The 24,485-nt window shown below is 34.2% G+C and carries 20 protein-coding genes and 1 tRNA gene; 12 read left to right on the plus strand and 9 right to left on the minus strand.

What is annotated here, in order from left to right:
• Positions 1-62: 62 nt before the first annotated feature.
• Both ACWA1F_RS11875 and miaB read right to left on the minus strand, forming a co-directional pair.
• Positions 63-434, minus strand: coding sequence for a GxxExxY protein (locus ACWA1F_RS11875; protein WP_456893917.1), 372 nt, complete (start codon positions 432-434; stop codon positions 63-65).
• A 134-nt stretch (positions 435-568) separates the two neighbouring features.
• Entirely contained in the window at positions 569-2,014 is a 1,446-nt protein-coding gene (gene miaB / locus ACWA1F_RS11880; RefSeq protein WP_456893918.1) for a tRNA (N6-isopentenyl adenosine(37)-C2)-methylthiotransferase MiaB, read from the minus strand.
• Positions 2,015-2,649: 635 nt separating this feature from the next.
• On the opposite strand from miaB, the gene topA reads away from it, so the two are divergent.
• From topA to ACWA1F_RS11920, 8 genes are all read left to right on the plus strand, one after another.
• A complete protein-coding gene (gene topA, locus ACWA1F_RS11885; protein ID WP_456893919.1) occupies positions 2,650-5,181 on the plus strand; it encodes a type I DNA topoisomerase in 2,532 nt (843 codons plus the stop codon).
• A 5-nt stretch (positions 5,182-5,186) separates the two neighbouring features.
• Positions 5,187-6,338, plus strand: coding sequence for a formimidoylglutamase (locus ACWA1F_RS11890; RefSeq protein ID WP_456893920.1), 1,152 nt, complete (start codon positions 5,187-5,189; stop codon positions 6,336-6,338).
• Between the two features lie 262 nt (positions 6,339-6,600).
• A complete protein-coding gene (gene porK / locus ACWA1F_RS11895) occupies positions 6,601-7,995 on the plus strand; it encodes a T9SS ring complex lipoprotein PorK/GldK (protein ID WP_306158397.1) in 1,395 nt (464 codons plus the stop codon).
• Between the two features lie 56 nt (positions 7,996-8,051).
• Positions 8,052-8,696, plus strand: coding sequence for a type IX secretion system motor protein PorL/GldL (gene porL, locus ACWA1F_RS11900; RefSeq protein WP_306158399.1), 645 nt, complete (start codon positions 8,052-8,054; stop codon positions 8,694-8,696).
• Positions 8,697-8,747: 51 nt separating this feature from the next.
• Complete coding sequence (gene porM / locus ACWA1F_RS11905; protein WP_306158401.1) at positions 8,748-10,289, plus strand: type IX secretion system motor protein PorM/GldM; 1,542 nt, start codon at positions 8,748-8,750, stop codon at positions 10,287-10,289.
• A gap of 44 nt (positions 10,290-10,333) precedes the next feature.
• Positions 10,334-11,323 carry a type IX secretion system ring subunit PorN/GldN gene (gene porN / locus ACWA1F_RS11910; RefSeq protein ID WP_306158403.1) on the plus strand — a complete coding sequence of 330 codons (990 nt, stop codon included), beginning with the start codon at positions 10,334-10,336 and terminating at the stop codon, positions 11,321-11,323.
• A 188-nt stretch (positions 11,324-11,511) separates the two neighbouring features.
• On the plus strand, positions 11,512-12,501 hold the full coding sequence (gene porN, locus ACWA1F_RS11915) for a type IX secretion system ring subunit PorN/GldN (protein WP_456894078.1): 990 nt from the start codon (positions 11,512-11,514) through the stop codon (positions 12,499-12,501).
• 77 nt (positions 12,502-12,578) lie between these two features.
• On the plus strand, positions 12,579-13,649 hold the full coding sequence (locus ACWA1F_RS11920; protein WP_456893921.1) for an NAD(P)/FAD-dependent oxidoreductase: 1,071 nt from the start codon (positions 12,579-12,581) through the stop codon (positions 13,647-13,649).
• Here ACWA1F_RS11920 and ACWA1F_RS11925 read toward each other — a convergent pair.
• Positions 13,630-14,013 carry a DUF983 domain-containing protein gene (locus tag ACWA1F_RS11925; protein WP_456893922.1) on the minus strand — a complete coding sequence of 128 codons (384 nt, stop codon included), beginning with the start codon at positions 14,011-14,013 and terminating at the stop codon, positions 13,630-13,632. The genes ACWA1F_RS11920 and ACWA1F_RS11925 overlap by 20 nt on opposite strands.
• A 65-nt stretch (positions 14,014-14,078) precedes the next feature.
• On the opposite strand from ACWA1F_RS11925, the gene ACWA1F_RS11930 reads away from it, so the two are divergent.
• Complete coding sequence (locus tag ACWA1F_RS11930; protein WP_456893923.1) at positions 14,079-15,995, plus strand: ABC-F family ATP-binding cassette domain-containing protein; 1,917 nt, start codon at positions 14,079-14,081, stop codon at positions 15,993-15,995.
• Between the two features lie 208 nt (positions 15,996-16,203).
• Here ACWA1F_RS11930 and ACWA1F_RS11935 read toward each other — a convergent pair whose 3' ends face one another.
• The gene (locus ACWA1F_RS11935) at positions 16,204-17,166 is read right to left on the minus strand and encodes an App1 family protein (protein WP_456893924.1); all 963 of its coding nucleotides are present in this window, start codon (positions 17,164-17,166) and stop codon (positions 16,204-16,206) included.
• A 61-nt stretch (positions 17,167-17,227) separates the two neighbouring features.
• Here ACWA1F_RS11935 and ACWA1F_RS11940 point away from each other — a divergent pair, with 61 nt between their 5' ends.
• Positions 17,228-18,097 (plus strand): diacylglycerol/lipid kinase family protein, encoded by an 870-nt coding sequence (locus ACWA1F_RS11940; RefSeq protein ID WP_306158411.1) that lies wholly within the window; start codon positions 17,228-17,230, stop codon positions 18,095-18,097.
• A 226-nt stretch (positions 18,098-18,323) separates the two neighbouring features.
• Here ACWA1F_RS11940 and ACWA1F_RS11945 read toward each other — a convergent pair whose 3' ends face one another.
• Complete coding sequence (locus ACWA1F_RS11945; protein ID WP_456893925.1) at positions 18,324-19,469, minus strand: GNAT family N-acetyltransferase; 1,146 nt, start codon at positions 19,467-19,469, stop codon at positions 18,324-18,326.
• 119 nt (positions 19,470-19,588) lie between these two features.
• A complete protein-coding gene (locus ACWA1F_RS11950) occupies positions 19,589-20,077 on the minus strand; it encodes a DUF1761 domain-containing protein (protein WP_456893926.1) in 489 nt (162 codons plus the stop codon).
• Positions 20,078-20,256: 179 nt separating this feature from the next.
• Here ACWA1F_RS11950 and ACWA1F_RS11955 point away from each other — a divergent pair, with 179 nt between their 5' ends.
• Positions 20,257-21,099: a leucine-rich repeat domain-containing protein gene (locus ACWA1F_RS11955; RefSeq protein ID WP_456893927.1), complete on the plus strand. Its 843-nt coding sequence runs from the start codon at positions 20,257-20,259 to the stop codon at positions 21,097-21,099.
• A gap of 235 nt (positions 21,100-21,334) precedes the next feature.
• Positions 21,335-21,640 carry a hypothetical protein gene (locus ACWA1F_RS11960; RefSeq protein ID WP_306158418.1) on the plus strand — a complete coding sequence of 102 codons (306 nt, stop codon included), beginning with the start codon at positions 21,335-21,337 and terminating at the stop codon, positions 21,638-21,640.
• Between the two features lie 61 nt (positions 21,641-21,701).
• Here the strand turns inward: ACWA1F_RS11960 and ACWA1F_RS11965 are convergent, their stop codons facing one another.
• The 3 genes from ACWA1F_RS11965 to ACWA1F_RS11975 form a co-directional block, all read right to left on the minus strand.
• Positions 21,702-22,676, minus strand: coding sequence for a polyprenyl synthetase family protein (locus ACWA1F_RS11965; RefSeq protein ID WP_456893928.1), 975 nt, complete (start codon positions 22,674-22,676; stop codon positions 21,702-21,704).
• 176 nt (positions 22,677-22,852) lie between these two features.
• Entirely contained in the window at positions 22,853-24,052 is a 1,200-nt protein-coding gene (locus ACWA1F_RS11970) for an outer membrane protein assembly factor BamB family protein (protein ID WP_456893929.1), read from the minus strand.
• Positions 24,053-24,160: 108 nt separating this feature from the next.
• Positions 24,161-24,232 (minus strand) — tRNA-Glu (locus tag ACWA1F_RS11975).
• Positions 24,233-24,485 lie beyond the last annotated feature (253 nt).

Genomic DNA, 24,485 nt, shown 5'->3' on the forward strand with positions numbered 1-24,485 from the left:
GAATTATTTTTATGCTGTAAATTTTCTTTTAGCCACTAATTTCTCGAATTTCTGAAATGTGGTTAATGAATGACTCTTTTATGCTGTAATGTTTTTTTATTAAAATTAACGATAATTCCTAAATCGCTATCAGCTAATCTTAAATAATTTATTGTTTGGGCTGTATGTTCGTCGACAATATCTTTTGATGCTTTTACTTCCAAAATAATTTCATCATAAACGACAAAATCGGCATAGAATTTATGTGCTAAAACAATTTCTTTGTATTGAATGTTGAATTCTTTTTCGCGTTCAAAAGGGATGTTATGTTTCTTAAATTCATATTCTAATGCATCTTTATAAACAATTTCCAAAAGTCCACCACCAAGTATTCTATGAACTTCCATGCAAATCCCAACTATCCTATAATATTCCTCTTTTCTATATAATTCCATATTTTGTTTTTATACAAAACTAAAAAATATAATAAAGAAAAATACTACTTTTTAATTTAAGGTTTACAATTTCAAATTTACCATACCAATTAGAAAATTAGTGAAATTCGAGAAATTCGTGGCTAAAAAAAAAATCAATTCATGCTACTCAACCCCACAGCTTCACCTTTTAAAGTTCCACTAGTACAGCTTGTGATTTTTACGTTTACGAAATCTCCAATTTTATAATTCTCTTTTGGAAAAACTACCGTAATACTCTGAGAGTTTCTTCCAGAGAATTCGTCTTTCGATTTTTTAGAAACCTTCTCCACTAAAACTTCAACCGTTTTTCCAACAAATTCCTCGCTTCTAAACCAAGCATGTTTTTGCTGTAGATCCACAATTTCCTGTAATCTTCTCGCTTTAGTTTCTTCCTCCACATCATCTTCCATTTTTCTTCCAGCCAAAGTCCCAGGACGTTCAGAATACGAATACATATAACCGAAATTATATTTTACATATTCCATCAAACTCATCGTATCTTGGTGATCTTCTTCAGTTTCTGTTGGGAAACCAGCAATCATATCTTGCGAAATCGAAGCATCTGGAACAATTGCTCTAATTTTGTCAATCAAAGCCATATATTCTTCACGCGAATGCAGACGATTCATTTCTTTCAAAATTCGGTTACTTCCAGACTGAACTGGTAAATGAATATGTTTACAGATATTCGGATATTTAGCAATAACATGTAAAATGCTTTCGTGCATATCCTGCGGATTTGAAGTCGAAAAACGAATACGCATTTTAGGAAAACCAGCCGCAACCATTTCTAATAATTGATCAAAATCTACAGCTGTTGCTTTTTGCATTTCGGAAGCGTTTACAAAATCCTTTTTCAAACCGCCACCGTACCAAAGGTAACTGTCAACGTTCTGACCCAAAAGCGTAACTTCTTTATAGCCTTTACTCCACAAATCCTGAATTTCAGCCATAATACTTTGCGGTTCACGGCTACGCTCGCGTCCGCGCGTAAAAGGCACAACGCAGAAAGTACACATATTATCACATCCACGGGTAATCGAAACTAAAGCAGTGATTCCATTACTCATCAAACGAACAGGCGAAATATCTCCGTACGTTTCTTCTTTTGATAAAATGACATTGATCGCGTCACGTCCTTCTTCAACTTCAGCCAATAAATTCGGAAGATCTTTATAGGCATCAGGCCCCACAACAAGGTCAACAATCTTTTCTTCTTCCAAAAACTGACTTTTCAAACGTTCCGCCATACAGCCCAAAACGCCCACTTTCATTTTCGGATTCGTACGTTTTACCGCATTGTATTTTTCCAGACGTTTACGAATCGTTTGCTCTGCTTTGTCACGAATCGAACAAGTGTTTACCAAAACCAAATCGGCTTCTTCCAAAACCGAAGTAGTGTTGTAGCCACCGTCAGATAAAATCGAAGCTACGACTTCACTGTCCGAAAAATTCATCGCACAGCCATAACTTTCTATAAAGAGTTTTTTAGTATTCTCAGGTTTATTTTCCAAAACAAGACTTTCGCCCTGTTTGCTTTCTTCAATAATCTTTTCCATTGTAAAAATTCAAAGTGCAAAGATAGGGCAAAAGCTATAAAATATGACAAGATGGCAGAAAAGAATTTTAGATTTCTGATTTTAGATTTTAGAATAGAAATTCCAATTTTTGAAATCCCAAATTCCAAAAAAAGAGCGCAACGATTTTTTTGGAAAAATCTAAAATCTAAAATCTAAAATCTAAAATTGTTTATAAGGAGCTATTTCCAGCTTTCCGCTACAAGTCCTCATAAAAAAAAACAAAGTTTCTACTGTTTTAAAAAGAGCTTCCGTTGGTCGCTTTTTTAAAACAAGAAACTTTTGCATTTTTTACTCCGGGCTTTTCGCTCCAATCTGGGCTAGGGCAGTCGGTTTCAACAGTGATTATAGGTTTCAGATTTAAGATTTTGATTACAGACTATGATTTGAAAGTCGCAATCTAAAATTCTAAATCATTCATCAATCTAAAATCTAAACTCTTAAATCTAAAATATCCAAGGTCATTTTCGGGTAAAAGTTATACCTATATATATAATCAAGATTATTACAGATAAATCTGCAATTTTAAGTTTCATAATATCAAAATACCTCAAAAATGCATTCGTAAGGTTAATATTTAAAAAAAATAAATACTTTTGTTGCAGAAAAATAGAGCAATGGCAAAGAATTTAGTAATAGTGGAGTCACCTGCAAAGGCGAAAACGATAGAGAAATTTCTCGGAAGTGATTTTCAGGTGGAGTCAAGTTATGGTCACATAGCCGACTTACCATCAAAGGAAATAGGAGTAGATGTAGAAAACGGTTTTAAACCTAAATATGAAGTTTCTCCAGATAAAAAAGCCTTGGTAACGAAACTAAAATCACTTTCTAAGAATGCCGAAACGGTTTGGTTAGCAAGCGATGAGGACCGCGAGGGAGAGGCTATTTCATGGCACTTGGCGGAAGAATTAAAACTTGATACAAAAAAGACCAAACGAATTGTTTTTCACGAGATTACAAAATCTGCGATTCTAAAAGCAATTGACAATCCAAGAGAAATAGATTATAACTTAGTAAATGCTCAGCAAGCAAGAAGAGTTTTAGATCGTTTAGTAGGTTACGAATTGTCTCCAGTTTTATGGAGAAAAATTAAAGGCGGACTTTCAGCTGGACGTGTACAATCGGTTTCTGTTCGTTTAATTGTAGAGAGAGAACGCGAAATCCAGAATTTTAATGCAGTTGCAACTTATTCAATCGTTGCAGAATTTGTAAACGAAGCAGGAAAAGCTTTCAAAGCAAAATTGCCAAAGAACTTCAATACTAAAAAAGAAGCCGAAGATTTCTTAAATCAAAACATCGGTTCTAAATATAAGGTAGGAGATTTAGAAACTAAACCTACCAAAAAATCTCCAACAGCACCTTTTACAACTTCTACGTTGCAACAGGAAGCAGCAAGAAAATTGTATTTGCCAGTTGGAATCACCATGCAGTTAGCACAGCGTTTGTATGAGGCCGGACTTATTACCTATATGAGAACCGACTCTGTAAATCTTTCGCAAGAAGCGATGGCTGCCGCAGAAGCTGAAATCATTAAATCTTACGGAAAAGAATTCTCAAAACCGAGAGTTTTTGCCAATAAAAATAAAGGAGCACAAGAAGCGCACGAAGCAATTCGTCCGACAGATATGTCTCGTCACACCGTAAATATTGACCGTGATCAGGCTCGTTTGTACGATTTGATCTGGAAAAGAACTTTGGCATCTCAAATGAGCGATGCGCAATTGGAAAGAACAAACGTAAAAATCGAAGCCGATAATCACGACGAAATTTTTACAGCTTCTGGAGAAGTATTGCTTTTTGAAGGTTTCTTAAAAGTATACTTAGAAGGTCACGATGACGATGAAGAAGAACAAGAAGGAATGCTTCCTGCCTTAAAAGTAAACGAAAAACTGGCTAATAACTATATTACAGCCACAGAACGATATTCAAGACCGCCTGCACGTTACACTGAGGCATCTTTAGTTAAAAAACTAGAGGAACTTGGAATCGGGCGTCCGTCTACTTATGCACCGACAATTTCAACTATTATCAATAGAAATTATGTTGAAAAAGGAACTCTTGAAGGTGTAGAACGTAACTATACACAACTTACTTTGCAAAATAGTAAAGTAGGTGAAAAAGTTTTAAAAGAAAATACAGGTTCTGATAAAGGGAAATTGGTTCCTACAGATATTGGAACTATTGTTACGGATTTCTTAGTGAAGAATTTCGGAAACATTTTAGATTATAATTTCACTGCAAAAGTAGAACAGGATTTTGACGAAATTGCCGAAGGAAATATCGATTGGGCAAAAATGATGCAAGATTTCTACAATCAGTTTCATCCAAATGTAAAAGAAGTTGAAGCAAATGCTGAACGTGAAAGCGGTGAAAGAATCTTAGGAAAAGATGCAGACGGAAGACAAGTTTCTGTTCGTTTAGGAAAATTTGGCCCAATGGCGCAGATTGGAGAAGCAGATGATGAAGATAAAAAGTTTGCCAGCTTAATGGCAGATCAAAATATTGGAAACATTACACTTGAAGAAGCTTTGAATTTATTCTTGCTTCCAAAAAGTTTAGGTGAATATAAAGGAGAAGAAGTAGAGGTAAATAATGGCCGTTATGGCCCTTACGTTCGTCATGGAAGCGTTTTTATTTCATTGCCAAGAGGAGAAGATCCGCTTGGGGTTTCAAAAGAAAGAGCTCAAGAACTAATTGACGAAAAAGCACTTGCTGATGCGCCAATTGCCACTTATAAAGGAGAGGCTGTTCAAAAAGGAGTGGGGCGTTTTGGTCCATTCATCAAATGGAACGGGCTTTTTGTAAACGTAAGCAAAAAATACAATTTTGATAATTTATCACAGGCAGATGTTGAAGAGCTGATCGAAGATAAACTTCAAAAGAATATAGATAAAGTTATTCATAACTGGGAAGAAGAAGGAATTGTAGTGGAGAAAGCTCGTTGGGGACGTTCTGTGATCCTAAAAGGAAAAATCAAAATTGAGTTGAGTAAAGATGTTGATGCTACAAAACTAACATTAGCACAAGTTCAAGAAATGATTGCTGCAAAAACTCCAGCAAAGAAAACGGCAGCTAAAAAGACAACAGCAGCCAAAAAAACAACAACGGCTAAAAAAGCTCCAGCTAAAACAGCTGCTAAAAAGAAATAATATAGATGGAATTTGATTTTCTAGAACCAGTTAATGATGCAATTGTAAAATTCGTCGGCGCACTGTCTTCACAAGAGCTTGGGAGTAAAGTTGTCTTTCATACCCAAGATCAGTTTCCTGATATTGAACAGGTTAATATTGCTATAATCGGTGTTTTAGAAGACCGTACAAACATCAATATGATTAACGAAGTTAATCTTTCGAATCTGCGCAAAAAGCTTTATAGCATGTTTCCAGGTAACTGGGATGCTTCAATTGCAGACTTAGGAGATATACTGGCGGGTGATTCTGTAGAAGATACTTATTTTGCCGTTAAGAAAGTTACTGCATCATTAATTAAAAGAAAAGTTATTCCTATAGTCCTAGGAGGTTCTCAAGATTTGACCTATGCTTTGTATCGTGCTTATGATGATTTGGAGCAAATGGTAAATCTGGTTGCAGTTGATAATAAATTTGATTTTGGTAAAGAAAATGAATTGGTTTCGGCTAATTCGTATCTGACAAAAATTATTATTGATGAACCAAATAACCTTTTCAACTACTGTAATATAGGGTATCAAACCTATTATAATTCACAAGAAGAAATCGATTTGATCGAAAAGCTGTTTTTTGATGCTTATCGATTAGGCGAAATTTCGAATAAAATTACATTGGCCGAACCTGTTTTTAGAGATGCAGACTTAGTTAGTATAGATTTAAATTCTGTAAAATCTTCTGCTTCAGCAAATATGGTAACTTTTGAGCCAAACGGATTTAACGGAAAAGAGATTTGTGCTTTGGCAAGATACGCAGGTATAAGTGATAAAGTTTCTTCTTTTGGTGTATTTAATCATAACAGCACATTGGCCGAATCGGTTATCATTGCTCAGATCGTATGGTATTTTATAGAAGGTTACCACTATCGTTCAAAAGAATATCCATTTGGAAGCAGAGCAAACTATTTAAAATATATAGTTCCGCTAGATGATGAAGAATTGATATTTTACAAAAGTGATAAAACAGACCGTTGGTGGATCGAAATTCCATTCGAATCTAATGGCAACAATAAATTAAAAAGAAATACGTTATTACCATGTTCTTACGACGAATATTTGTCGGCTTGCAATCAAGAATTGCCAGAAAGATGGTGGAAAGCGCAACGAAAAAATGCTTTGTAGAACGAAAATTTAAGTGAAATCTTAAATTTTTAAAAGTTGTTGAAAATAGTTAAATTAAATTAGTAGGAAAATAATTATAATATATAAAAATTAACGTTTTACATCGATTTTTTAGAACAGTTTATCGATAAAATATTTTTTTTTTATTTTATTTAACATTATTTTTGAACGGTAAAATAAATTCGCAAGTAGTATTGTTTTTTAGATAAATAATAAATACGTTTACGGACTTTTAATAATGAATAGATAATCCCAAATTTATATGAAGAAGTTTATTGCATTTGCAGCAATGTTAACACTAGTAATCGGCTGTGGTAAGTCAGGTGACAAAGGTGAATTAGTTGGTGTTACAGGAGGGAAATGGCATCCTGAAAAACCTTATGGAATGACTTTGGTTCCAGGCGGATCTTTTATTATGGGTAAATCAGATGCTGATTTAGCTAACGTAGAAGATGCTCCAACTAAAACTGTAACAGTTCGTTCATTTTACATGGATGAAACTGAAATTACAAACAGTGAGTATCGCCAATTTGTGGAATGGGTAAAAGATTCTACAATGAGAGTTCGTTTAGCAATCTTAGCTGACGAAACAGGACAAAAACCTGCTGACGGAAAAGGAAGCAAAGGCGGAAGTATTGCTGACTATGCTTTTAACGATTCTGATCCAGAAAAAATGACAGCTTACGATAAATATATGTATGACAACTATTATAGTGTTGGTACAAAAGATGATCCGTATGCTGGAAGAAAATTAAACAGAAAAGTTAAGTTAATTAAAGATACAAAAGCATATCCAGATGAGTATTACGCTGAAGTAATGGATTCTATGTATTTGCCAATTGAAGAATCTTACAATGGTTTAAGAACAATTGACGTAAATAAATTGAAATTCCGTTATTCTTGGATGGATATTCAAGCTGCTGCAAAAGCAAAAGTTGGAAAAAGAAGTGACTTCGTAAAAACAGAGCAAGTAAATGTTTACCCAGATACTGCAGTTTGGATTAAAGATTTCGCTTATTCATATAATGAGCCAATGCATAACGATTATTTCTGGCACAAAGCTTATGGAGATTATCCTGTAGTAGGTGTGACTTGGAAACAAGCTAAAGCATTCTGTGCTTGGAGAACATTAAACAAAAACAGTTACATTAAATCTAAGAAAAAAGGGCGTGACTTAGTTAACTCATTCAGATTACCTACTGAAGCTGAATGGGAGTACGCTGCTAGAGGAGGTCTGGAGTCTGCTACTTACCCTTGGGGAGGTCCTTATACTAAGAGTGATAGAGGTTGTTTCTTAGCAAACTTTAAACCAAGTAGAGGAGATTATGCAGCTGACGAAGCTCTTTATACTGTTGAAGCAAAATCATACGATGTTAATGGTTACGGATTATACAACATGGCTGGAAACGTTTCTGAGTGGACAGATTCAGCTTACAATCCAAACGCTTACGAGTATGTATCTACAATGAATCCAAACGTAATTGATGGTAAGAACCAAAGAAAAGTAGTTCGCGGTGGTTCTTGGAAAGACGTTGCTTATTTCCTACAGGTAAGTACACGTGACCACGAATATGCTGATTCTGCTAGAAGCTACATCGGATTCAGAACTGTACAAGATTACATGGGTACTCAAGTAACAGGTAACAGAAAAAAGTAATTTATAATTAAATCAATATCCAACAAATCTATTTTAAAACCTAAAAAAAAAGTATTATGGCATTATTAAGTAAAAAAGCAATGAATTTCGCTTATGGTATGGGAGCGGCAGTGGTAATCGTTGGAGCTTTATTCAAAATTACTCACTTTGAGATTGGACCATTAACAGGTACAGTTATGCTTTCAGTAGGATTGGTGACTGAGGCGTTAATTTTTGCGCTTTCTGCTTTCGAACCAGTTGAAGAAGAATTAGATTGGACTTTAGTTTACCCAGAGTTAGCTAACGGTCAAGCTAGAAAAAAAGAAGTTAAAGCTGAGTCAACTGACGCACAAGGATTATTATCTCAAAAATTAGATGCTATGTTGAAAGAAGCTAAAGTTGACGGTGAGTTAATGGCTAGCTTAGGAAACAGCATCAAAAACTTCGAAGGAGCTGCTAAAGCAATTTCTCCAACAGTAGATTCTATTGCAGGACAAAAGAAATATGCTGAAGAAATGTCTATTGCTGCTGCTCAAATGGAATCATTAAACAGTTTATATAAAGTACAATTAGAAAGCGCTTCTAGAAATACTGAGGCGAACAAAGAAATCGCTGAAAACGCTTCTAAATTAAAAGAACAAATGGCTTCTATGACTGCAAACATTGCTTCATTAAACAGTGTTTACGGTGGAATGCTTTCTGCAATGAGTAACAAAGGATAATTAGTTTTTAACTAGATATTACATTTATTAATAAGAACTAATTAGAAAAAAATGGCAGGAGGAAAATTAACCCCTAGACAGAAGATGATCAACCTGATGTATCTGGTTTTCATCGCAATGTTAGCAATGAACGTATCGAAAGAAGTTATTTCTGCTTTTGGTTTGATGAACGAAAAATTCGAAAGTGCAAATACGACTTCTACAGAAACAAATACAGGTTTATTAACAGCTTTAGATCAAAAAGCAGCTGAGGCAAAAGGAGAATTTGCTATTGCTGCTGAAACTGCTCACAAAGTTGAAGCAATTACAAAAGATTTTTATGATTATATAGCTACTCTAAAAGCTCAGGCTGTAAAAGGTTTTGAAGTTGATAAAGCAACTGGAAAAATGCCTTACGAGTCTATGGATAGAGGAGATAATATCGACGACTGGTTTACAGGAGACGGTTACACTAAAAAAGGTAACGAAATTATTTCTAAAATCGAAAAATACAAAGCTGATATCAAAGCAGCTTTAGGTACAGATAAAAAATACGCTGGAATCATTTCTGAGGTTGAGAAAAAATTTGATGTTTCTGATGTGAAAAACAAAGAAGGTATCAAAGAAAAATACTTAGCTTACCACTTTAAAGGATTTCCTGCAATTGCTTCAGCTGCAAAGCTTTCAGCTTGGCAAAATGACGTTAAAAAAGTTGAAGCAGACGTTTATAACAGTGCTTTAGGTAAAGCTGCAGTTGCTGCTGCTTCTTACAGCAACTACCAAGCAATTGTTGTTTTAGATAAAAATGCTTACTTCCAAGGTGAAAAAGTAACGGGTAAAGTAGTTTTAGGTCGTTATGACGAAAATACAAAACCTACTTCATTCCAAGGTCCTGGACAAATTGTTAACGGACAAGCTGTTATCTCTTTAACTGCTGGTGGAGTTGGAGAACAAGACATCAACGGACAATTTACATTCTTAGAGGATGGAAAAAACATTCCTTTGAAATTCTCTGGAAAATATGTTGTAGTTCCAAGACCAAACTCTGCTACAATTTCTGCAGATAAAATGAACGTAGTATATAGAGGAGTTGTTAACCCAATCTCTGTATCTTTTGCTGGTGTAGATGCTAACAAAATTGTTGCAAGCGCTCCAGGTTTAGCTTCTGCTGGAAAACCAGGAAAATATAACATGAGCCCAGGTCAAGGTACTGAAACTACAATTTCTGTAACTGGTACATTGCCAAACGGTGATAAAGTAACAGATAAGAAAACATTCAGAATTAAAGGTATTCCTGGTCCAACAGGAACAATTAGAGGTGAAATGGGAGTTGTTAAAGGTCCTAAATCTAACCTAGAAATTGCTACTATTGGAGCTAAACTTCTTGATTTTGATTTTGAAGTTGGTTTAGATGTTGTTGGATTCAATATGAAAATTGCTGGACAACCTACTGTTGTTGTTTCAGGAAACAAAATGAATGCACAATGTAAACAAGTACTTTCAAGAGCAGGTAAAGGAGACCAAGTTACTATTTCTGAAATTAAAACTAAACTTGTTGGAGCTGGTAGCTATTTATTACCAAGAACTGCTCCTGTAATTTACGAAATACAATAATAAAGTAGTGTAAACTACATTCAATATCTTATAACGATACCACGATGAAAGTAAGAAATTTTTTAATAGCAATTGTTTCTATCGCTGGAGGTTTTGCTTCTTATGCGCAATCTAATTTGCTTAATGCAAAAACACCAGATCAGATTGGACTTAAAACTCCTGCTCAATTAATATCTGATAACGATAAGCCGTTGGCTTATGGTTATGTAGATGATAGAGATATCTTGATGGGGAAAACAACTTGGGAAATCATTGATTTGAATGAAAAAATCAACTTTCCATTATACTTTCCAGTAGATACAGCTAATATTGGTCCTAATAGACGTTCTCTTTATGACGTTTTAACTAAAGCTATTAAAGGTGGAAAAGTAACTGAAGTTTATACTGATAGTTATTTCAATACTAAAAAATCTATGAAAGACATCGAAGGATCATTATCTCGTATTGATACAACTGATGCTGGTAGAGAGTTAATTAACCAATACCCAGATGACTACAAATCACGTGTAGTGAAGAAAAAAGTAGTTTCTGGTAAAGGTAAAAATAAGTCTGTTTCTTATGTTGAAGAAACGGTTGGGCCAACAAGAACGGTTCCTGCTGAATATATCTTAAAACAAGACCTTACTGCAGCAGATGTTACTCAGTATAAAATTAAAGGATACTGGTATTTTGACAAACGTCAAAGTGAATTGAAATATCGTTTACTAGGAATTTGTCCAGTAACTCCAGACGTTTATACAATGAATAGTGACGAAAAGGATTATATTGAATTGTTTTGGGTATTTTTCCCAAATGCCAGAGAAGCACTGCATGAAGCAAAAGCTTTCAATGACAACAACTCAGCACTTCCAATCTCATTTGATCAGATTTTAAATTCAAGACGTTTTAATGCTGTTGTTTACAAAGAGGAAAACCTTTACGGAGACAGAGCAATTAGCGATTACATGAAAGACAACGCACAAAATCAGTTGTTAGAATCTGAAAGAGTAAAAGAGAAAATTCGCAATTTCGAACAAGATATGTGGAACTACTAAGTTGATACATAGTACAATAATGAAAAACTCTTACTACATTTGTAGTAAGAGTTTTTTTTATATAGATAATTCAGATACTCCTTTTTAAAAGAAAAGGGAATGCTAAAATGTATAATTTTTTATTTATGTAAGAAAAATAACAATATTTAAAATAAAACTTCGTTTAATGTCTTGTAAAAATGATTATGATGAAACTAAGAAATTTTTTAATTGTTATTTTGACTGTAACTACGAGCTTTTTGTCTTTAGCACAGTCTAATTTGCTTAATGCTAAAACTGTTGATGAAATTGGTGTTAAGACGGCCGCTCAAATGATTGCCGATAATGATAAGCCATTAGCTTACGGCTATGTAGATGACAGAGATATTTTGATGGGTAAAACCGTTTGGGAAATTATTGATTTAAATGAAAAAATCAATTTCCCGTTGTATTTTCCTGTAGATACTGCTAATATTGGCCGTGATAGGCGTTCGCTTTATGATGTTTTGACCAAAGGAATTAAAAGTGGAAAGATAACAGAAGTTTATACAGACAGTTACTTTACTACTAAAAAATCAATGAAAGATGTCGAGGGAGCATTATCTCGTGTGGATACTACTGATGCTGGACGAGAGCTCATTAATCAATATCCGGATGATTATAGAACACGTGTTGTGAAAAAGAAAGTAATAACCGGTACTGGAAAAAACAAAAAAGTGACTTATGTTGACCAAACTGTTGGCCCAACTAGAACAGTTCCTGCTGAATATATTTTGAAACAAGATCTTACTGCTGCAGATGTAAGTCAATACAAAATTAAAGGGTTTTGGTATTTTGATAAGAGACAAAGCGATTTAAAATATCGTCTGCTCGGAATTTGTCCTGTCACTCCTGATGTTTACACAATGAACAGTGACGAAAAGGATTATATCGAGCTGTTTTGGGTTTTCTTCCCAAATGCTCGCGATGTACTTCATGAAGCCAAAGCTTTCAATGACAACAATTCAGCACTTCCAATTTCGTTTGATCAAATCTTAAATTCGCGACGATTTAATTCGGTTATTTACAAAGAAGAAAATGTATATGGCGATCGTGAGATTAAAGACTACATGAAAGACAATGCACAAAATCAGTTGTTAGAAGCTGAAAGAGTAAAAGAAAAAATTCGCAACTTTGAACAAGATATGTGGAATTACTAAGTCCATTAATAACTTAATAATCAAAAAACTCTTGCTACCTTTGCAGTAAGAGTTTTTTTATTTTATCTATTTTACCAATGCTTGATTATTTAATCGTCGGATCTGGGCTTGCTGGAATTTCCTTCGCAGAAATCGCCCTAAAAAACAATAAATCTATTTTAGTTATTGATGACAAGTCGCAGAATTCTTCTAGAATTGCGGGCGGTTTGTATAATCCGGTGATTTTAAAGCGTTTCAGCGAAGTTTGGAATGCAAAAGATCATTTGGTTTTAATGAATGAATTCTATGATCAGGTAGAAGAAAAGCTAAATGAAAAATTCAATTATAAAATGCCAATTCTTAGAAAATTCTTTTCTATTGAAGAACAGAACAATTGGTTTGCAGCATCGGATAAAATTAACTTGGCTCCTTTTCTTTCGACAAAACTGATAACTAAAAAATACCAGAGCATTGATTCGCCTCACGATTATGGAGAAGTTTTGCATACAGGCTACGTTAAAACCGGACAATTATTAGAAAGCTATAGAGAATACTTAAAAGAAAACAATTTACTGTTGGAAGAATCTTTTCACAGCTCTTTTTTAGAGTTTCTTGATTCTGGAATTCAGTATAAAAATATCAAAGCCCGCCACATTATATTTGCAGAAGGTTTTGGACTGCATAAAAATCCTTACTTTAACTATCTTCCTTTAGATGGAACAAAAGGAGAGTTGTTTTTAATAAAAGCTCCTGATTTAAAACTGGATGTTATTGTCAATACAAGTGTTTTTATTTTGCCAATAGGTGGTAACTTGTTTAAAGTTGGCGCGACTTACAATTGGCATGACAAGACAGATCTGCCAACCGAAGAAGGTAAAAAAGAACTTTTAGATCGTATTAAAGAAATTATTACGTGCGATTTTGAGATAGTGAAACATTTTGCAGGCGTTCGTCCAACGGTTGCCGACAGAAGACCTATTATAGGAACTCATGAAGCCTATAAGTCTATCCACCTCCTGAACGGATTAGGAACGCGTGGTGTTATGCTCGGGCCGGCTTTGGCTAAAATGTTATTTGAGCATATCGAAAACGGGACTCCAATTGACAAAGAAGCCGATATTAAGCGTTTCCACAAAAGATATCTTAGATCTATTTCCGACCGGCATTAGGATCGTAGGAAACAAACATATTAATGTAAAGGTTTCTAGAAAGTCGTAATACAAAAGGAAACAAAACAACCAGTGTCAAGATAATTGCAATAAAAGACTGCTCGATAGTTGCTTCAAAAAAGACAAACGAAACAATAAAAGCAGCAATTCCGACCGCAACATTCAATCCGTAGCTAACATACATAGCACCATAAAAAAACGAAGGTTCAATCTGGTATTTGAATCCGCAGTGGCTACAATGCTCATTCATTTTGAGAACTTTACTCAAATGAAGCGGATTTTTGTCTTCATACATGCTTTCTTTTTGGCATTTTGGACAACTTCCTGTTAAAATGCTATTTAGTTTGGATCCTTTTTTTAACATTTGCAAAAATTTTATCAAAGGTACATTTTTGCGCCTTTATTTCTTGTAACAACAGTCACAAAATTATGCTTAATATACACAATCTTTCCGTTTCTTTTGGAGGAACCTATTTATTTGAAGAAGTTACTTTTCGTCTAGGCGCTGGCGACCGCGTAGGTCTTGTCGGTAAAAACGGAGCGGGTAAATCTACAATGCTAAAAATGTTGGCAGGAGATTTCAAACCAGATTCAGGAGTTATTTCTCAAGAGAAAGATATCAGAATGGGATTCTTGCGTCAGGATATCGATTTTGAGCAAGGAAGAACCGTTTTAGAAGAAGCATACGAGGCTTTTACCGAAATTAAAGTTGTAGAAAAAAAGCTGGAAGAAATCAACCATCAATTGGTTACCAGAACCGATTATGAAAGCGAAGAATACGGACAAATCATTGAAGATCTTTCTGATTATACACATCGTTTTGAACTTCTTGGAGGATATAATTATGTTGGAGATACAGAAAAAATCCTTTTAGGACTTGGTTTTAAAAGAGAAGTTTTCAATAACCAAACCGAAACATTTTCTGGAGGTTGGAGAATGCGTATCGAATTGGCTAAATTACTATTGCAATCTAATGATGTATTGCTTCTGGATGAGCCAACCAACCACTTAGATATCGAAAGTATCATTTGGTTAGAGAATTTCCTTCGCAATTATCCTGGAGTTGTAGTCATTGTATCGCACGATAAAATGTTTTTGGATAATGTGACCAACAGAACAATCGAAATCTCTTTAGGAAAAGCCTACGATTTCAATAAACCATATTCTCAATATTTAGAGCTGCGTCACGAAATTCGCGAAAAGCAATTGGCGACTCAAAAGAATCAGCAGAAGAAAATTGAAGAAACAGAAAAATTAATCGAGAAATTCCGTGCAAAAGCGTCAAAAGCTTCAATGGCGCAATCGCTGATTAAAAAATTAGATAAAGTAGAAAGAATTGAAGTTGATGAAGACGACAATTCTGTAATGAATATTTCGTTTCCCGTTTCTAAAGAACCAGGAAAAGTAGTAATCGAAGCTGAACATGTAACAAAAGCTTACGGCGACAAAACGATTCTAAAGGACATCAGTTTATTAGTAGAAAGAGGAAGTAAAATTGCCTTTGTTGGTCAAAACGGACAAGGAAAATCGACTTTCATTAAAGCTTTGGTAAATGAATTCGAATACGATGGAAACATCAAGTTAGGGCACAATGTACAATTAGGATATTTTGCTCAAAATCAAGCCGAATATTTAGATGGTGAAATCACTTTGCTTCAAACAATGGAAGACGCGGCGACTGACACCAATCGTATGAAAGTGCGTGATATGTTAGGTTCATTTTTATTTCGCGGAGACGATGTGGAGAAAAAAGTAAAAGTACTTTCTGGAGGCGAGCGTAACCGTTTGGCGCTTTGTAAATTGCTGTTACAGCCAATCAATGTATTGTTAATGGATGAGCCTACGAACCACTTAGATATCAAATCTAAAAATGTTCTGAAAGCAGCACTTCAAAAATTTGGTGGAACTCTATTATTAGTTTCTCACGACAGGGATTTCCTTCAGGGAATGTCAAACATCGTTTACGAATTTAAAGACCAGAAAATTAAAGAATATCTGGGAGATATCAACTTTTTCTTAGAACAGCGTAATCTTGAAAACATGCGCGAAGTCGAGAAAAAAGATGTTGTAAAAACAGCTGCTCCAGTAAAAGAAGCGAGCAAAGTTTCTTACGAAGACCAGAAGAAAACAAAAGCGCTTCAGAACAGATTAAGCAAAATCGAAAGCCAGATTCAGCAGTTAGAAAAAGACATTCAGCATGACGATAAAATGTTAGAAACAAATTACGACAAACATGTTGAAGACGCTTCTTTCTTTACCGCTTACAACAAAAAGAAAGCCGATTTAGATCAATTGCTTATTGACTGGGAGGTAGTTCAAGAAGAGATTGATAATTTTAACGGATAATATTTTCAGGAGCTGATCCAGCTTTCCGTTACAAGTCCTCACTATAAACCCTCATTTTTCTAAGCCATAAAACGAGCTTCCTTCGGTCGCTGTTTTCAGGCAAGAAAAATGAGGGTTTATAGTTCCGGGCTTTCCACTTCAATCTGGGCTAAAAAAAGTTTCATGTTTCAAGTTTCAGGTTCAACACGAACATGAAACATGAAACAAACTATTCAATAATCCCAATCGATCTAGAATGCTCAATCGCTTTGCTGCTTTCTTTAAAATAGCAAACAGCAACATTTAAGCTTTCTAAATTCTTCAAGATTTTTTTTACTTCTGTTTTCTGGGTTTTGCCAGTCTGTCTTATGTAAACCGCAACGACTGTTACTGGAAATATTTTGCAGATTCTCTCATACAGTATCGGATCGTGCTGCGAATCATCGCCCATTAAAACATATTTTAAAGTGGGGTAAAACTCTACCACATGTTTTATTTTTTCAAATTTATGATCATGACTTCCTCTTCCGCTCATAAAAAAATCGGTAATTCCTCTTTTAATATCTTTAAGGAGGAAAACCGCTTTTGGGAGTTTGTGTATTCGTGTGAACTTTGCAATAAAACGATACAAATTCCACTCACTGCTAGAAATGTAGAAAAAAGCATTTACTTCTTCGGTGCTCGTTCTGCCAGCCGAACTTAATGCTTGGTAATGAGGTACAACATCCTTAAAAACCTTACGGTCATTTACGTTTTTAAAAAGTAAGATATAAAGTTTCCGGAAGAAATTATTAGTGTGCGAAATCAGAAAAGTGTCGTCAATATCTGAAATAATTCCTAATTTTCCTTTATGAGGTCTAATAAAACTGCCTTTACACACCACCGTTTTATCATTATATTGAAGACTTACTTGGTAAGGCATCCAGCCAAATTGAGTTTCTTTGTCCAACGGAATGCAAAATTTAAAATAACCGTCGTCTAGAGTTTTCGTGTGAATTATTTGCTCATTGTAATGAAGGTAAACGTCAAAATTTTGAATGGTCTTTATTCGGAACAATTTAAGAATTGAAGTAGCATTTTTTAATTTCCTTTTTTCAAAATCATAATTATGCTCTCTTTTAAAAACGTGCCCCATTACAATTAATTCTTGCTCATTTGCATAACCTCGATATAATTGTAAAATTGGTTTCATTAATTACGTATATTTATGTAACTGTAATTTACTTAATATAATTGGTTTTAAAAATAAAATTTTGAAAAAGAACGTCATCTTTGTCGTAAATCCTATCTCTGGCGATCTCGACAAATCAGATTTAATAGAAGCTGTTCAGGAATTTGCAGCCACAAATCATTTTGATCTGGAAGTGTATGAAACAACCGGAAAGAATGATGTGAAAGAAATTCAAAAATTATACGATCAGTATATTCCCGAAAGAATTGTAGTGGCCGGCGGTGACGGAACCATTAAAATGGTGGCCGAAGCTATGGAAGAACACGATATTATTATCGGAATTCTGCCCGCTGGTTCTGCCAACGGACTTTCGGTAGACTTGAATCTTCCAGTAGGAATAGAGGAGAACCTTAAAATAGCGTTTTTGCACCATTATATCGAAATGGATATGATTTGCATCAACGGAAAAAAAAGCATTCACTTAAGTGACCTTGGTTTGAATGCCAATCTGGTTAAAAATTACGAACAAAGTGATGTTCGCGGCTTTTGGGGTTATGCATTGCAAGCTTTTACAACGCTCAAAGAATCGGAAGAACCATTTGTGGCTACCATTACGGCAAACAATAAAGTGGTAGAGCATGTTGCAAGAATGATCGTAATAGCCAACTCGCAAAAGTACGGAACGGGTGTAATCATCAATCCGAATGGTACTATGAACGACGGAAAGTTTGAATTGGTAATTCTAAAAAGCCTAGATCTGCTCTTAATTGGAAAAATAATTACAGGAAATATGCCAATCGATTCTGATGATATTGTAATTATTTCGACAGATAAAGCGCAAATCAAAACCGATTATCCCGTTAATTTCCAGATCGATGGAGAATATTGTGGCGCGCAGACTTCGTTAGAAATTCATATTCTTCATAAACAGATGAAATTGGCAGTGCCTTAGATTTTTTTCTGAAGAATGGTTTGTGTATGTGTCGCCCCGCTGGGGCTTTAAAGAATTTTTACTCAACAATTTCTATAAATATTAAGCTCCTCCGGAGCTATTTTATACGATTTTTGTTGAATTGATTTTTAAAAGCATTGGTCAAAGAGCTCCGGAGGAGCTTAATATTTATAGCAATTATTCCAGCCTAAGAGTTTCAAAAGCTCCAGCGGAGCGACATCTTTTTTTACTTGAAAGGATTACGTTCCTGCCATTCTGTTTTTGGTTCCAGATAATTAAAAAATCTTGAAATGTTATGGTTTATCAATGCATTGCTATGCGTGATTAAGCCATACATTTTAACTGGTTTTGCACCTACCGAGCTTTTGATTTCGAGAGCCGTTCTGGCAAAAACAATTTCTCGAAAACCTTTCTTGATAGAATACGCAATCATATCGTAAAGCATGTTTAAATACAGCATTTTTTCGCGTTGGACACTTTCGTCATAACCTAAAAAGTACGTATCCATTACGTTTCCGTTTTTGATTAAAGTGTTGAAACCGATGAGTTTTTCGTCTAGGAAATAACCATAAAGCAGAAAGTTTTCACCCATTATTTCCTTAAAAAAACTAAAATGATTCCTTGCCAGAAAAAAGGTGTTGAAAGGTGCATTTTTGGCAACATGAAAATACAAATCGTAAATAACATCTTCATATTGTTTAATCGCAGAAAGCGACAATTGCTGTTTTGTAATTCCTTCCGATTTTTTGCGTGCGCGTTTGTATTGATCGCGGTATTTTTTGGATAAAGCGTCGATGTAATCTTGTTCTGTTTTCCAGTTTTCATGGATTTCGAAAATCATATTTGGCTGTGTCGAAAACGTATAATTGTTTTTGAATTCAGCCTGAAGCGGTTCAATCTCCTTTGCCGTAAAATCTTTTATGCTCGTAATATGAACTTTTTTTCCGTTTTCTTTCAACTCTTTTTTGAGCTGATTAATAGCTTTATGAAGTGTTTTAATAGCTTTTGATTCTTTGATATTTTTATCAAAGACAAAAGCATTCTGACCCGTAAGCATATTGTTTCCTACGAATAAAACGTGCGAAGCAAAATTTTTTAAAGCAAAATTGCGGACAGAAGTTTTTAAGCATTTATCGCGTTCTCCAAAAGATTCTAGTTTCTCTGCAAATAAGAATTGCGTTAGAACAATTCCGATTAGCTTTTTTTCTTCAAAAAGACCAATAAAATGGCAAGTCATATTTACTGGAGAAGAATTTTCCAGCACTTCGAGATATTCTCGTGTCAAAAAAATATTATTTGATGCGAGCGAATTCCATTCTAAAGGCAATAAAGATGCGCTTTTGTAAATCTGGAAAGAATAGGTTGTATTCAAAAGAGTCGACTAATTTCTTCAAAATTAGATAATATTTACAATAACTAATGGGGTTTAAGTTATTATTAAGAAAAACCCGTTTGAGATCAATTCTTCAAACGGGTTTTTGTATGTTTTATTTAAGCAAATCCACAAATGATTCCGCCCATAAGAGTCAGGGTAAGAATCCAGTATCCGCTATGGATGAAGATATATTTCCAAGATTTTCTTTCGAACAATCCATTAATTCCGATTAGAGGAAATGCAAAAAATAATCCCGACATAAAACCGTGAAGCGCTCCATGTTTAAAAGTTCTGTAAGCCATTCCATAATCTGTCATAAATGCAGCAAAAGAAGGTTTTGCGCTATCTAGCATCGGCGGTCCACCAACCATTCCGACTGCACCAGATTGGTGAATAGTTAGCGACATTAAAGTCATTGTAATCATTAAAGAAAAAATGTACGTTAATCCGAAGATTTTGAGCATATTTCCTTTTTTTAACTCTTCTGGAGTAAGATTATTTTCTCTCATCCAGATCGTTCCGAATACTTTTGGGTTGTACCAGATAAATCCAGTTACTAATGAAACAATTGCTGCAAGAAATAATGCGATGAAGTTAATTTGCATAATATGAGGTTTTTAGAATTAGTTAGTCAAATGTAATCAAAAAATATAGATTTTGGGAAACAATTAAATTAGAGGTTAAATCTTACAAATTAAATTTTTATCAACAGTTTGCCGATGTATAGTGTATTATAACTATGAATTATATAATTTAGTCGCATATTAAATTCCCCAAATCTAATATGAAAAATCTACTCGCTTTTCTTTTTGCGTGGCTGTTTTCGCTAAGTGTTTTGGCAGATACTGTCTCGGATAAAGAAAAAGAAGCGCTTATAAAATTGTACCACGCAACAAATGGCTTGCAATGGAAAAACAAGTGGGACTTAAGTCTGTCTGTTTCTACTTGGTACGGTGTTAAAGCCGAAAATGGAAAAGTCGTTGCGCTGAATCTGCCAGATAATAATCTGCAGGGAGAATTGCCAGAAGCTTTTTATGATCTTGTAAATTTAGAATCGCTAAATTTGGAAAACAATAAAATTGAAGGGAGCTTGTCTTCGTCAATTTTTAATTTGAAAGAATTGGAAGTGCTTAATATTGCCGATAATAAGTTATCTGGTGCAATTCCAGCTTCGATTTGTCAATTAGGAAAATTGAAAGATTTAGAGCTTTTTAGAAATCAGATTTCAGGAGAAATTCCGTCAGAAATTGGAAAATTGAATCAGTTGGAAATTTTAGCTGTTTTTAATAATGAAATTCAAGGAAAACTGCCTGTTTCGATTTATAAAATCGCTGGGTTGAAAGTGCTGCTTTTGAATCATAACAAACTGTCTGGAAATTTGACAAATGAAATTATTAATTGGAACGCGCTTCAAAATCTCAGTTTGTTTGATAACGATTTTACAGGTGCAATTCCGCAGGAAATTGAAAAGTTGGCTAATTTGGCAGAATTGAATCTTTCGTACAATAAATTTACAGGAGAAGTTTCAAAAGATATAGCACTTTTAGACGCTTTGAATATGACAATGATGGATGAGAACGGAAATCCATTTTTATTAGAAATAAACCAAGAAAATAAATTACAATAGTTTACCCAAAAATGATCGCTGCTTATGAATGAATTTTACATTTAGTTAATTGTTAAAACCGTAATTTCTTACGGTTTTCGTTTTTTTAGGCTTAAAGCTTTCTTGAAAAAAATAACATATAATTTAGAAAGGATTTTTTATGTTTGTCTAAAATTTTTATAACTTTAATAGAAGTAACCAGAGAACCAAAAACCGATTAATAAGCGGTATTACTAATCAATAATAAGAAGAAATCATGACACTGCAATATCAGGGAGAGCAACACGGAAAATCGACAACTTTTACAATTAGAATTATTGGTAATAACTTATCAAAAAGCAGTTCTAACTATCAGATTGATCTTTTGGTAGGAGATAAAAAACTGCCAACTTTTACAAGTGAAATCCACCAGAGTCTTTCTAATTGTCTGAAAGAAATTTATTTGTTTAGAAAACATAACGGAATCAAATTTGATGAATCGACAGAGAAAATAGTTTCGCTTTATGTTCCTTATGATAAAGTTTTGTACAACCATAATAAATATGCTTTGTTTAGAGCATAATTTTTCTCAAAATAAATAGCAAAAAAGACCATTTGAAAGTGGTCTTTTTTTATTCTCTAAGCTAAATTCTTCTATTCATTAATTCTTTTCCGAGGTCTTTCAGTAGCTTTTTTTTGCTTTCTGGTATGTTGATCTTGTCTAAAGATTCGAAAGCTTTGAAAGTGTATTTTTGAATTTCTTTTTGAGTTATATCTACAATACCCGAAGCTAAATACAATTTTTTAACCGTTTTTATTTTTTCTGTATTATCGTCAAGGCGAACGCCAAACAGTTTTAGCAATTTTTCTTTGTCGGTTTCGTTTAAAAGCTCAAGTGTTTTCAGGTATAAATAAGTTTTTTTGTTCGAAATAATATCGCCGTACAATCGTCTGCCAAAAGTAGGAGTGTCTCCATAAATATCAAGATAATCGTCTTGAAGCTGAAATGCTAATCCCAAATTAAGTCCGAAATCATAAATTAGATCACAGTTTTCCTGAGAAGCCTGCGCAATAATGGCGCCCACTTTTAAAGAGGTGGCTATAAGCGAACCAGTTTTATATTCTATCATTTTTAGGTATTCCGAGACAGAAACGTTTTGTCTGCTTTCAAAATCAACATCCAATTGCTGTCCTTCGCAGATGTCTAAGGCCATTTTGTTAATTGCTTTAATCAATTGCAAAGCTAGGTTAGGGGCGTATTTTTCTAAGTGCTTGTAGGTTAAGATAATCATTGCATCTCCAGAAAGAATGGCTGTATTGGTGTTCCACTTTTTATGCACAGTTGGTTTTCCTCTTCTGATAGGATCGTCATCTATAATGTCATCATGAATTAAAGACGAATTATGAAATGTTTCTATAGCTAGAGCAGCAGGAAGTGCCAGATTAAAATTGGAGCCAAAAATTTCTGCTGCAATTAAGGTAAGAACAGGGCGCAGACGTTTTCCTCCTAGCAACATCATGTATGAAATGGAATTGTATAGATTTTTAGGATTTTTTTCTATGTTTTGGCTTTCTAAATAGCGAATAAAAAAATCTGTGTATTGCGGTATCGTATACATGAAAACTTAATATTTTGGATTTTAAATATCTAATATACAGTTTTTTATGATTTTTTGTTTGAGTTTTTGGCAATAAGATATTTATAGAAATAGCTGTATTTCTGTATTTTTAAAGTTATCTAATTTGCTTGCTTCAAAAAAAAAGAAGCTTCTTCAATTTGAAAAAGCTTCTTTTTTTATCTGATTATCTTTATATAAGCGCTATAAGGATCGTCTTTAAGCGAGGTTCGCATATAATATACGTTTTCGTCTTTTTCTTTTAAATCAAACTGAATCAAGCCTGCATCACAATAATAATAAAGCAAGTTTTCATCTGCAGGAAATTCGATATTAGAAATCGGAAGTGTAGTTAGTTTTTCTTCAAAAGCGATTTCACCGTTTGATAAATCCAATTCAAAAAGTTTCTTCTTTTTAGTATACCCCCAAAGATTCTCCACTTCTTTAACAATGTACTCTACGTTGTCACCTTTAAAATCTGTTTTCCAAAGCTGCGTTCCCGTTTTAGAATCTACAGCATATATTGATGAAACTTCAGGGCCTTGCGCCGCAAAATATATTTTTTTGTCGTGACATACGATACGTTCTTTAACGTTGCCTTGGTTTTCTTCAATTTTAAACTGCCACAAAACATCTAGGCTGTTTGGTTTTAAAGCGTAAAGCCAGTTTTTATCGCCTGCTACAAAAACACTTTCACCATCAGTAGTCGGTTTTCCGTTCATGGTTTCGTCAAAAGTTTTTTGATTAAGCAATTTTCCAGTATTGGCTTCAAAACAGTAGACATTGTTTCCGCTTTGAGTAAAAATCTTATTGTCGAAAAATAATGGTTCAATATCGTTGGTTGGTGTGTCCAGTTTGTAGTTCCAAGCCAGACTCCCATCTTTTAAATCTAAAGCATATAAATTACTGCTTTGGTTTTGGTTTTGAGCTGTAATAAATAATTTTCCGTTAGCTATAATCGGAGTTTGATCTTTTAAAACAATTTGATCTGTAATGTTTCCTAATCTTGATTTCCAAAAAATATTGCCTGTTCCGTTATCTACAGCATAAATTTCACCATTAACAAACGGAATATATACAATTCCATCATGGATCATTATTTTGTTGGCACACATTTCAGCAGGAGCATCAGCAACTTTTAAAGTCCAAACAATGCTTTCTACTTCCAGATCCCATGAAAAAAGAGAACCGTCGTAATCGTAAATTAAAATTGAAGTATCGTCCAGAGACTCTTTTTTAAGCGGTTTTATAGATTTATTAGTAACGGCTTCTTCTGGAGGTAATTTGCTGTTGGTGTAATTGGTTTTGCTGGCGGGCGCTTGTCCAGACATATTGGCAAAGGCGAATACAAATAAAAGGGCTATTAGATTTTGTTTCATTGTAAGATTTGGGTTGAATTTTTTGATTGCTTTTTTCTCAAACATTTCACGAAGTAAATATAAACAAAAAAAGCTCCAGATTTCTCTGAAGCTTTTGTCTTTAGTAAGTAGTCCGTGGGGGAATCGAACCCCCCTTACCAGGATGAAAACCTGGCGTCCTAACCGATAGACGAACGGACCTGCTTTGCTATTGCGGGTGCAAAAATGCAACTATTTTTGGATTGTGCAAAGGATTTTATGAAAAATTTTTTAAGCTGTTTTGAGAAAAGAACTGCTTTAAGTGATTTTTATTTTTGTATAAAAGATGTTAATGATACTGTATTGCTTTGATTCATAATTTGTTGTTTTGAGTATAGAAGATGAGAGACTACAAATTATTGCTTCTTTTTTATTGAAAAATAATTTAGAAAAAAAATGTAAATTTTCATTTTTT

This window comes from Flavobacterium erigeronis (assembly GCF_054075165.1).

Bases quoted from the DNA above. Each gene is read 5' to 3' on its own strand.
- ACWA1F_RS11875 (WP_456893917.1), bottom strand. From the start codon at position 434: ATGGAATTATATAGAAAAGAGGAATATTATAGGATAGTTGGGATTTGC.
- miaB (WP_456893918.1), bottom strand. From the start codon at position 2,014: ATGGAAAAGATTATTGAAGAAAGCAAACAGGGCGAAAGTCTTGTTTTG.
- topA (WP_456893919.1), top strand. From the start codon at position 2,650: ATGGCAAAGAATTTAGTAATAGTGGAGTCACCTGCAAAGGCGAAAACG.
- ACWA1F_RS11890 (WP_456893920.1), top strand. From the start codon at position 5,187: ATGGAATTTGATTTTCTAGAACCAGTTAATGATGCAATTGTAAAATTC.
- porK (WP_306158397.1), top strand. From the start codon at position 6,601: ATGAAGAAGTTTATTGCATTTGCAGCAATGTTAACACTAGTAATCGGC.
- porL (WP_306158399.1), top strand. From the start codon at position 8,052: ATGGCATTATTAAGTAAAAAAGCAATGAATTTCGCTTATGGTATGGGA.
- porM (WP_306158401.1), top strand. From the start codon at position 8,748: ATGGCAGGAGGAAAATTAACCCCTAGACAGAAGATGATCAACCTGATG.
- porN (WP_306158403.1), top strand. From the start codon at position 10,334: ATGAAAGTAAGAAATTTTTTAATAGCAATTGTTTCTATCGCTGGAGGT.
- porN (WP_456894078.1), top strand. From the start codon at position 11,512: ATGAAACTAAGAAATTTTTTAATTGTTATTTTGACTGTAACTACGAGC.
- ACWA1F_RS11920 (WP_456893921.1), top strand. From the start codon at position 12,579: ATGCTTGATTATTTAATCGTCGGATCTGGGCTTGCTGGAATTTCCTTC.
- ACWA1F_RS11925 (WP_456893922.1), bottom strand. From the start codon at position 14,013: ATGTTAAAAAAAGGATCCAAACTAAATAGCATTTTAACAGGAAGTTGT.
- ACWA1F_RS11930 (WP_456893923.1), top strand. From the start codon at position 14,079: ATGCTTAATATACACAATCTTTCCGTTTCTTTTGGAGGAACCTATTTA.
- ACWA1F_RS11935 (WP_456893924.1), bottom strand. From the start codon at position 17,166: ATGAAACCAATTTTACAATTATATCGAGGTTATGCAAATGAGCAAGAA.
- ACWA1F_RS11950 (WP_456893926.1), bottom strand. From the start codon at position 20,077: ATGCAAATTAACTTCATCGCATTATTTCTTGCAGCAATTGTTTCATTA.
- ACWA1F_RS11955 (WP_456893927.1), top strand. From the start codon at position 20,257: ATGAAAAATCTACTCGCTTTTCTTTTTGCGTGGCTGTTTTCGCTAAGT.
- ACWA1F_RS11960 (WP_306158418.1), top strand. From the start codon at position 21,335: ATGACACTGCAATATCAGGGAGAGCAACACGGAAAATCGACAACTTTT.
- ACWA1F_RS11965 (WP_456893928.1), bottom strand. From the start codon at position 22,676: ATGTATACGATACCGCAATACACAGATTTTTTTATTCGCTATTTAGAA.
- ACWA1F_RS11970 (WP_456893929.1), bottom strand. From the start codon at position 24,052: ATGAAACAAAATCTAATAGCCCTTTTATTTGTATTCGCCTTTGCCAAT.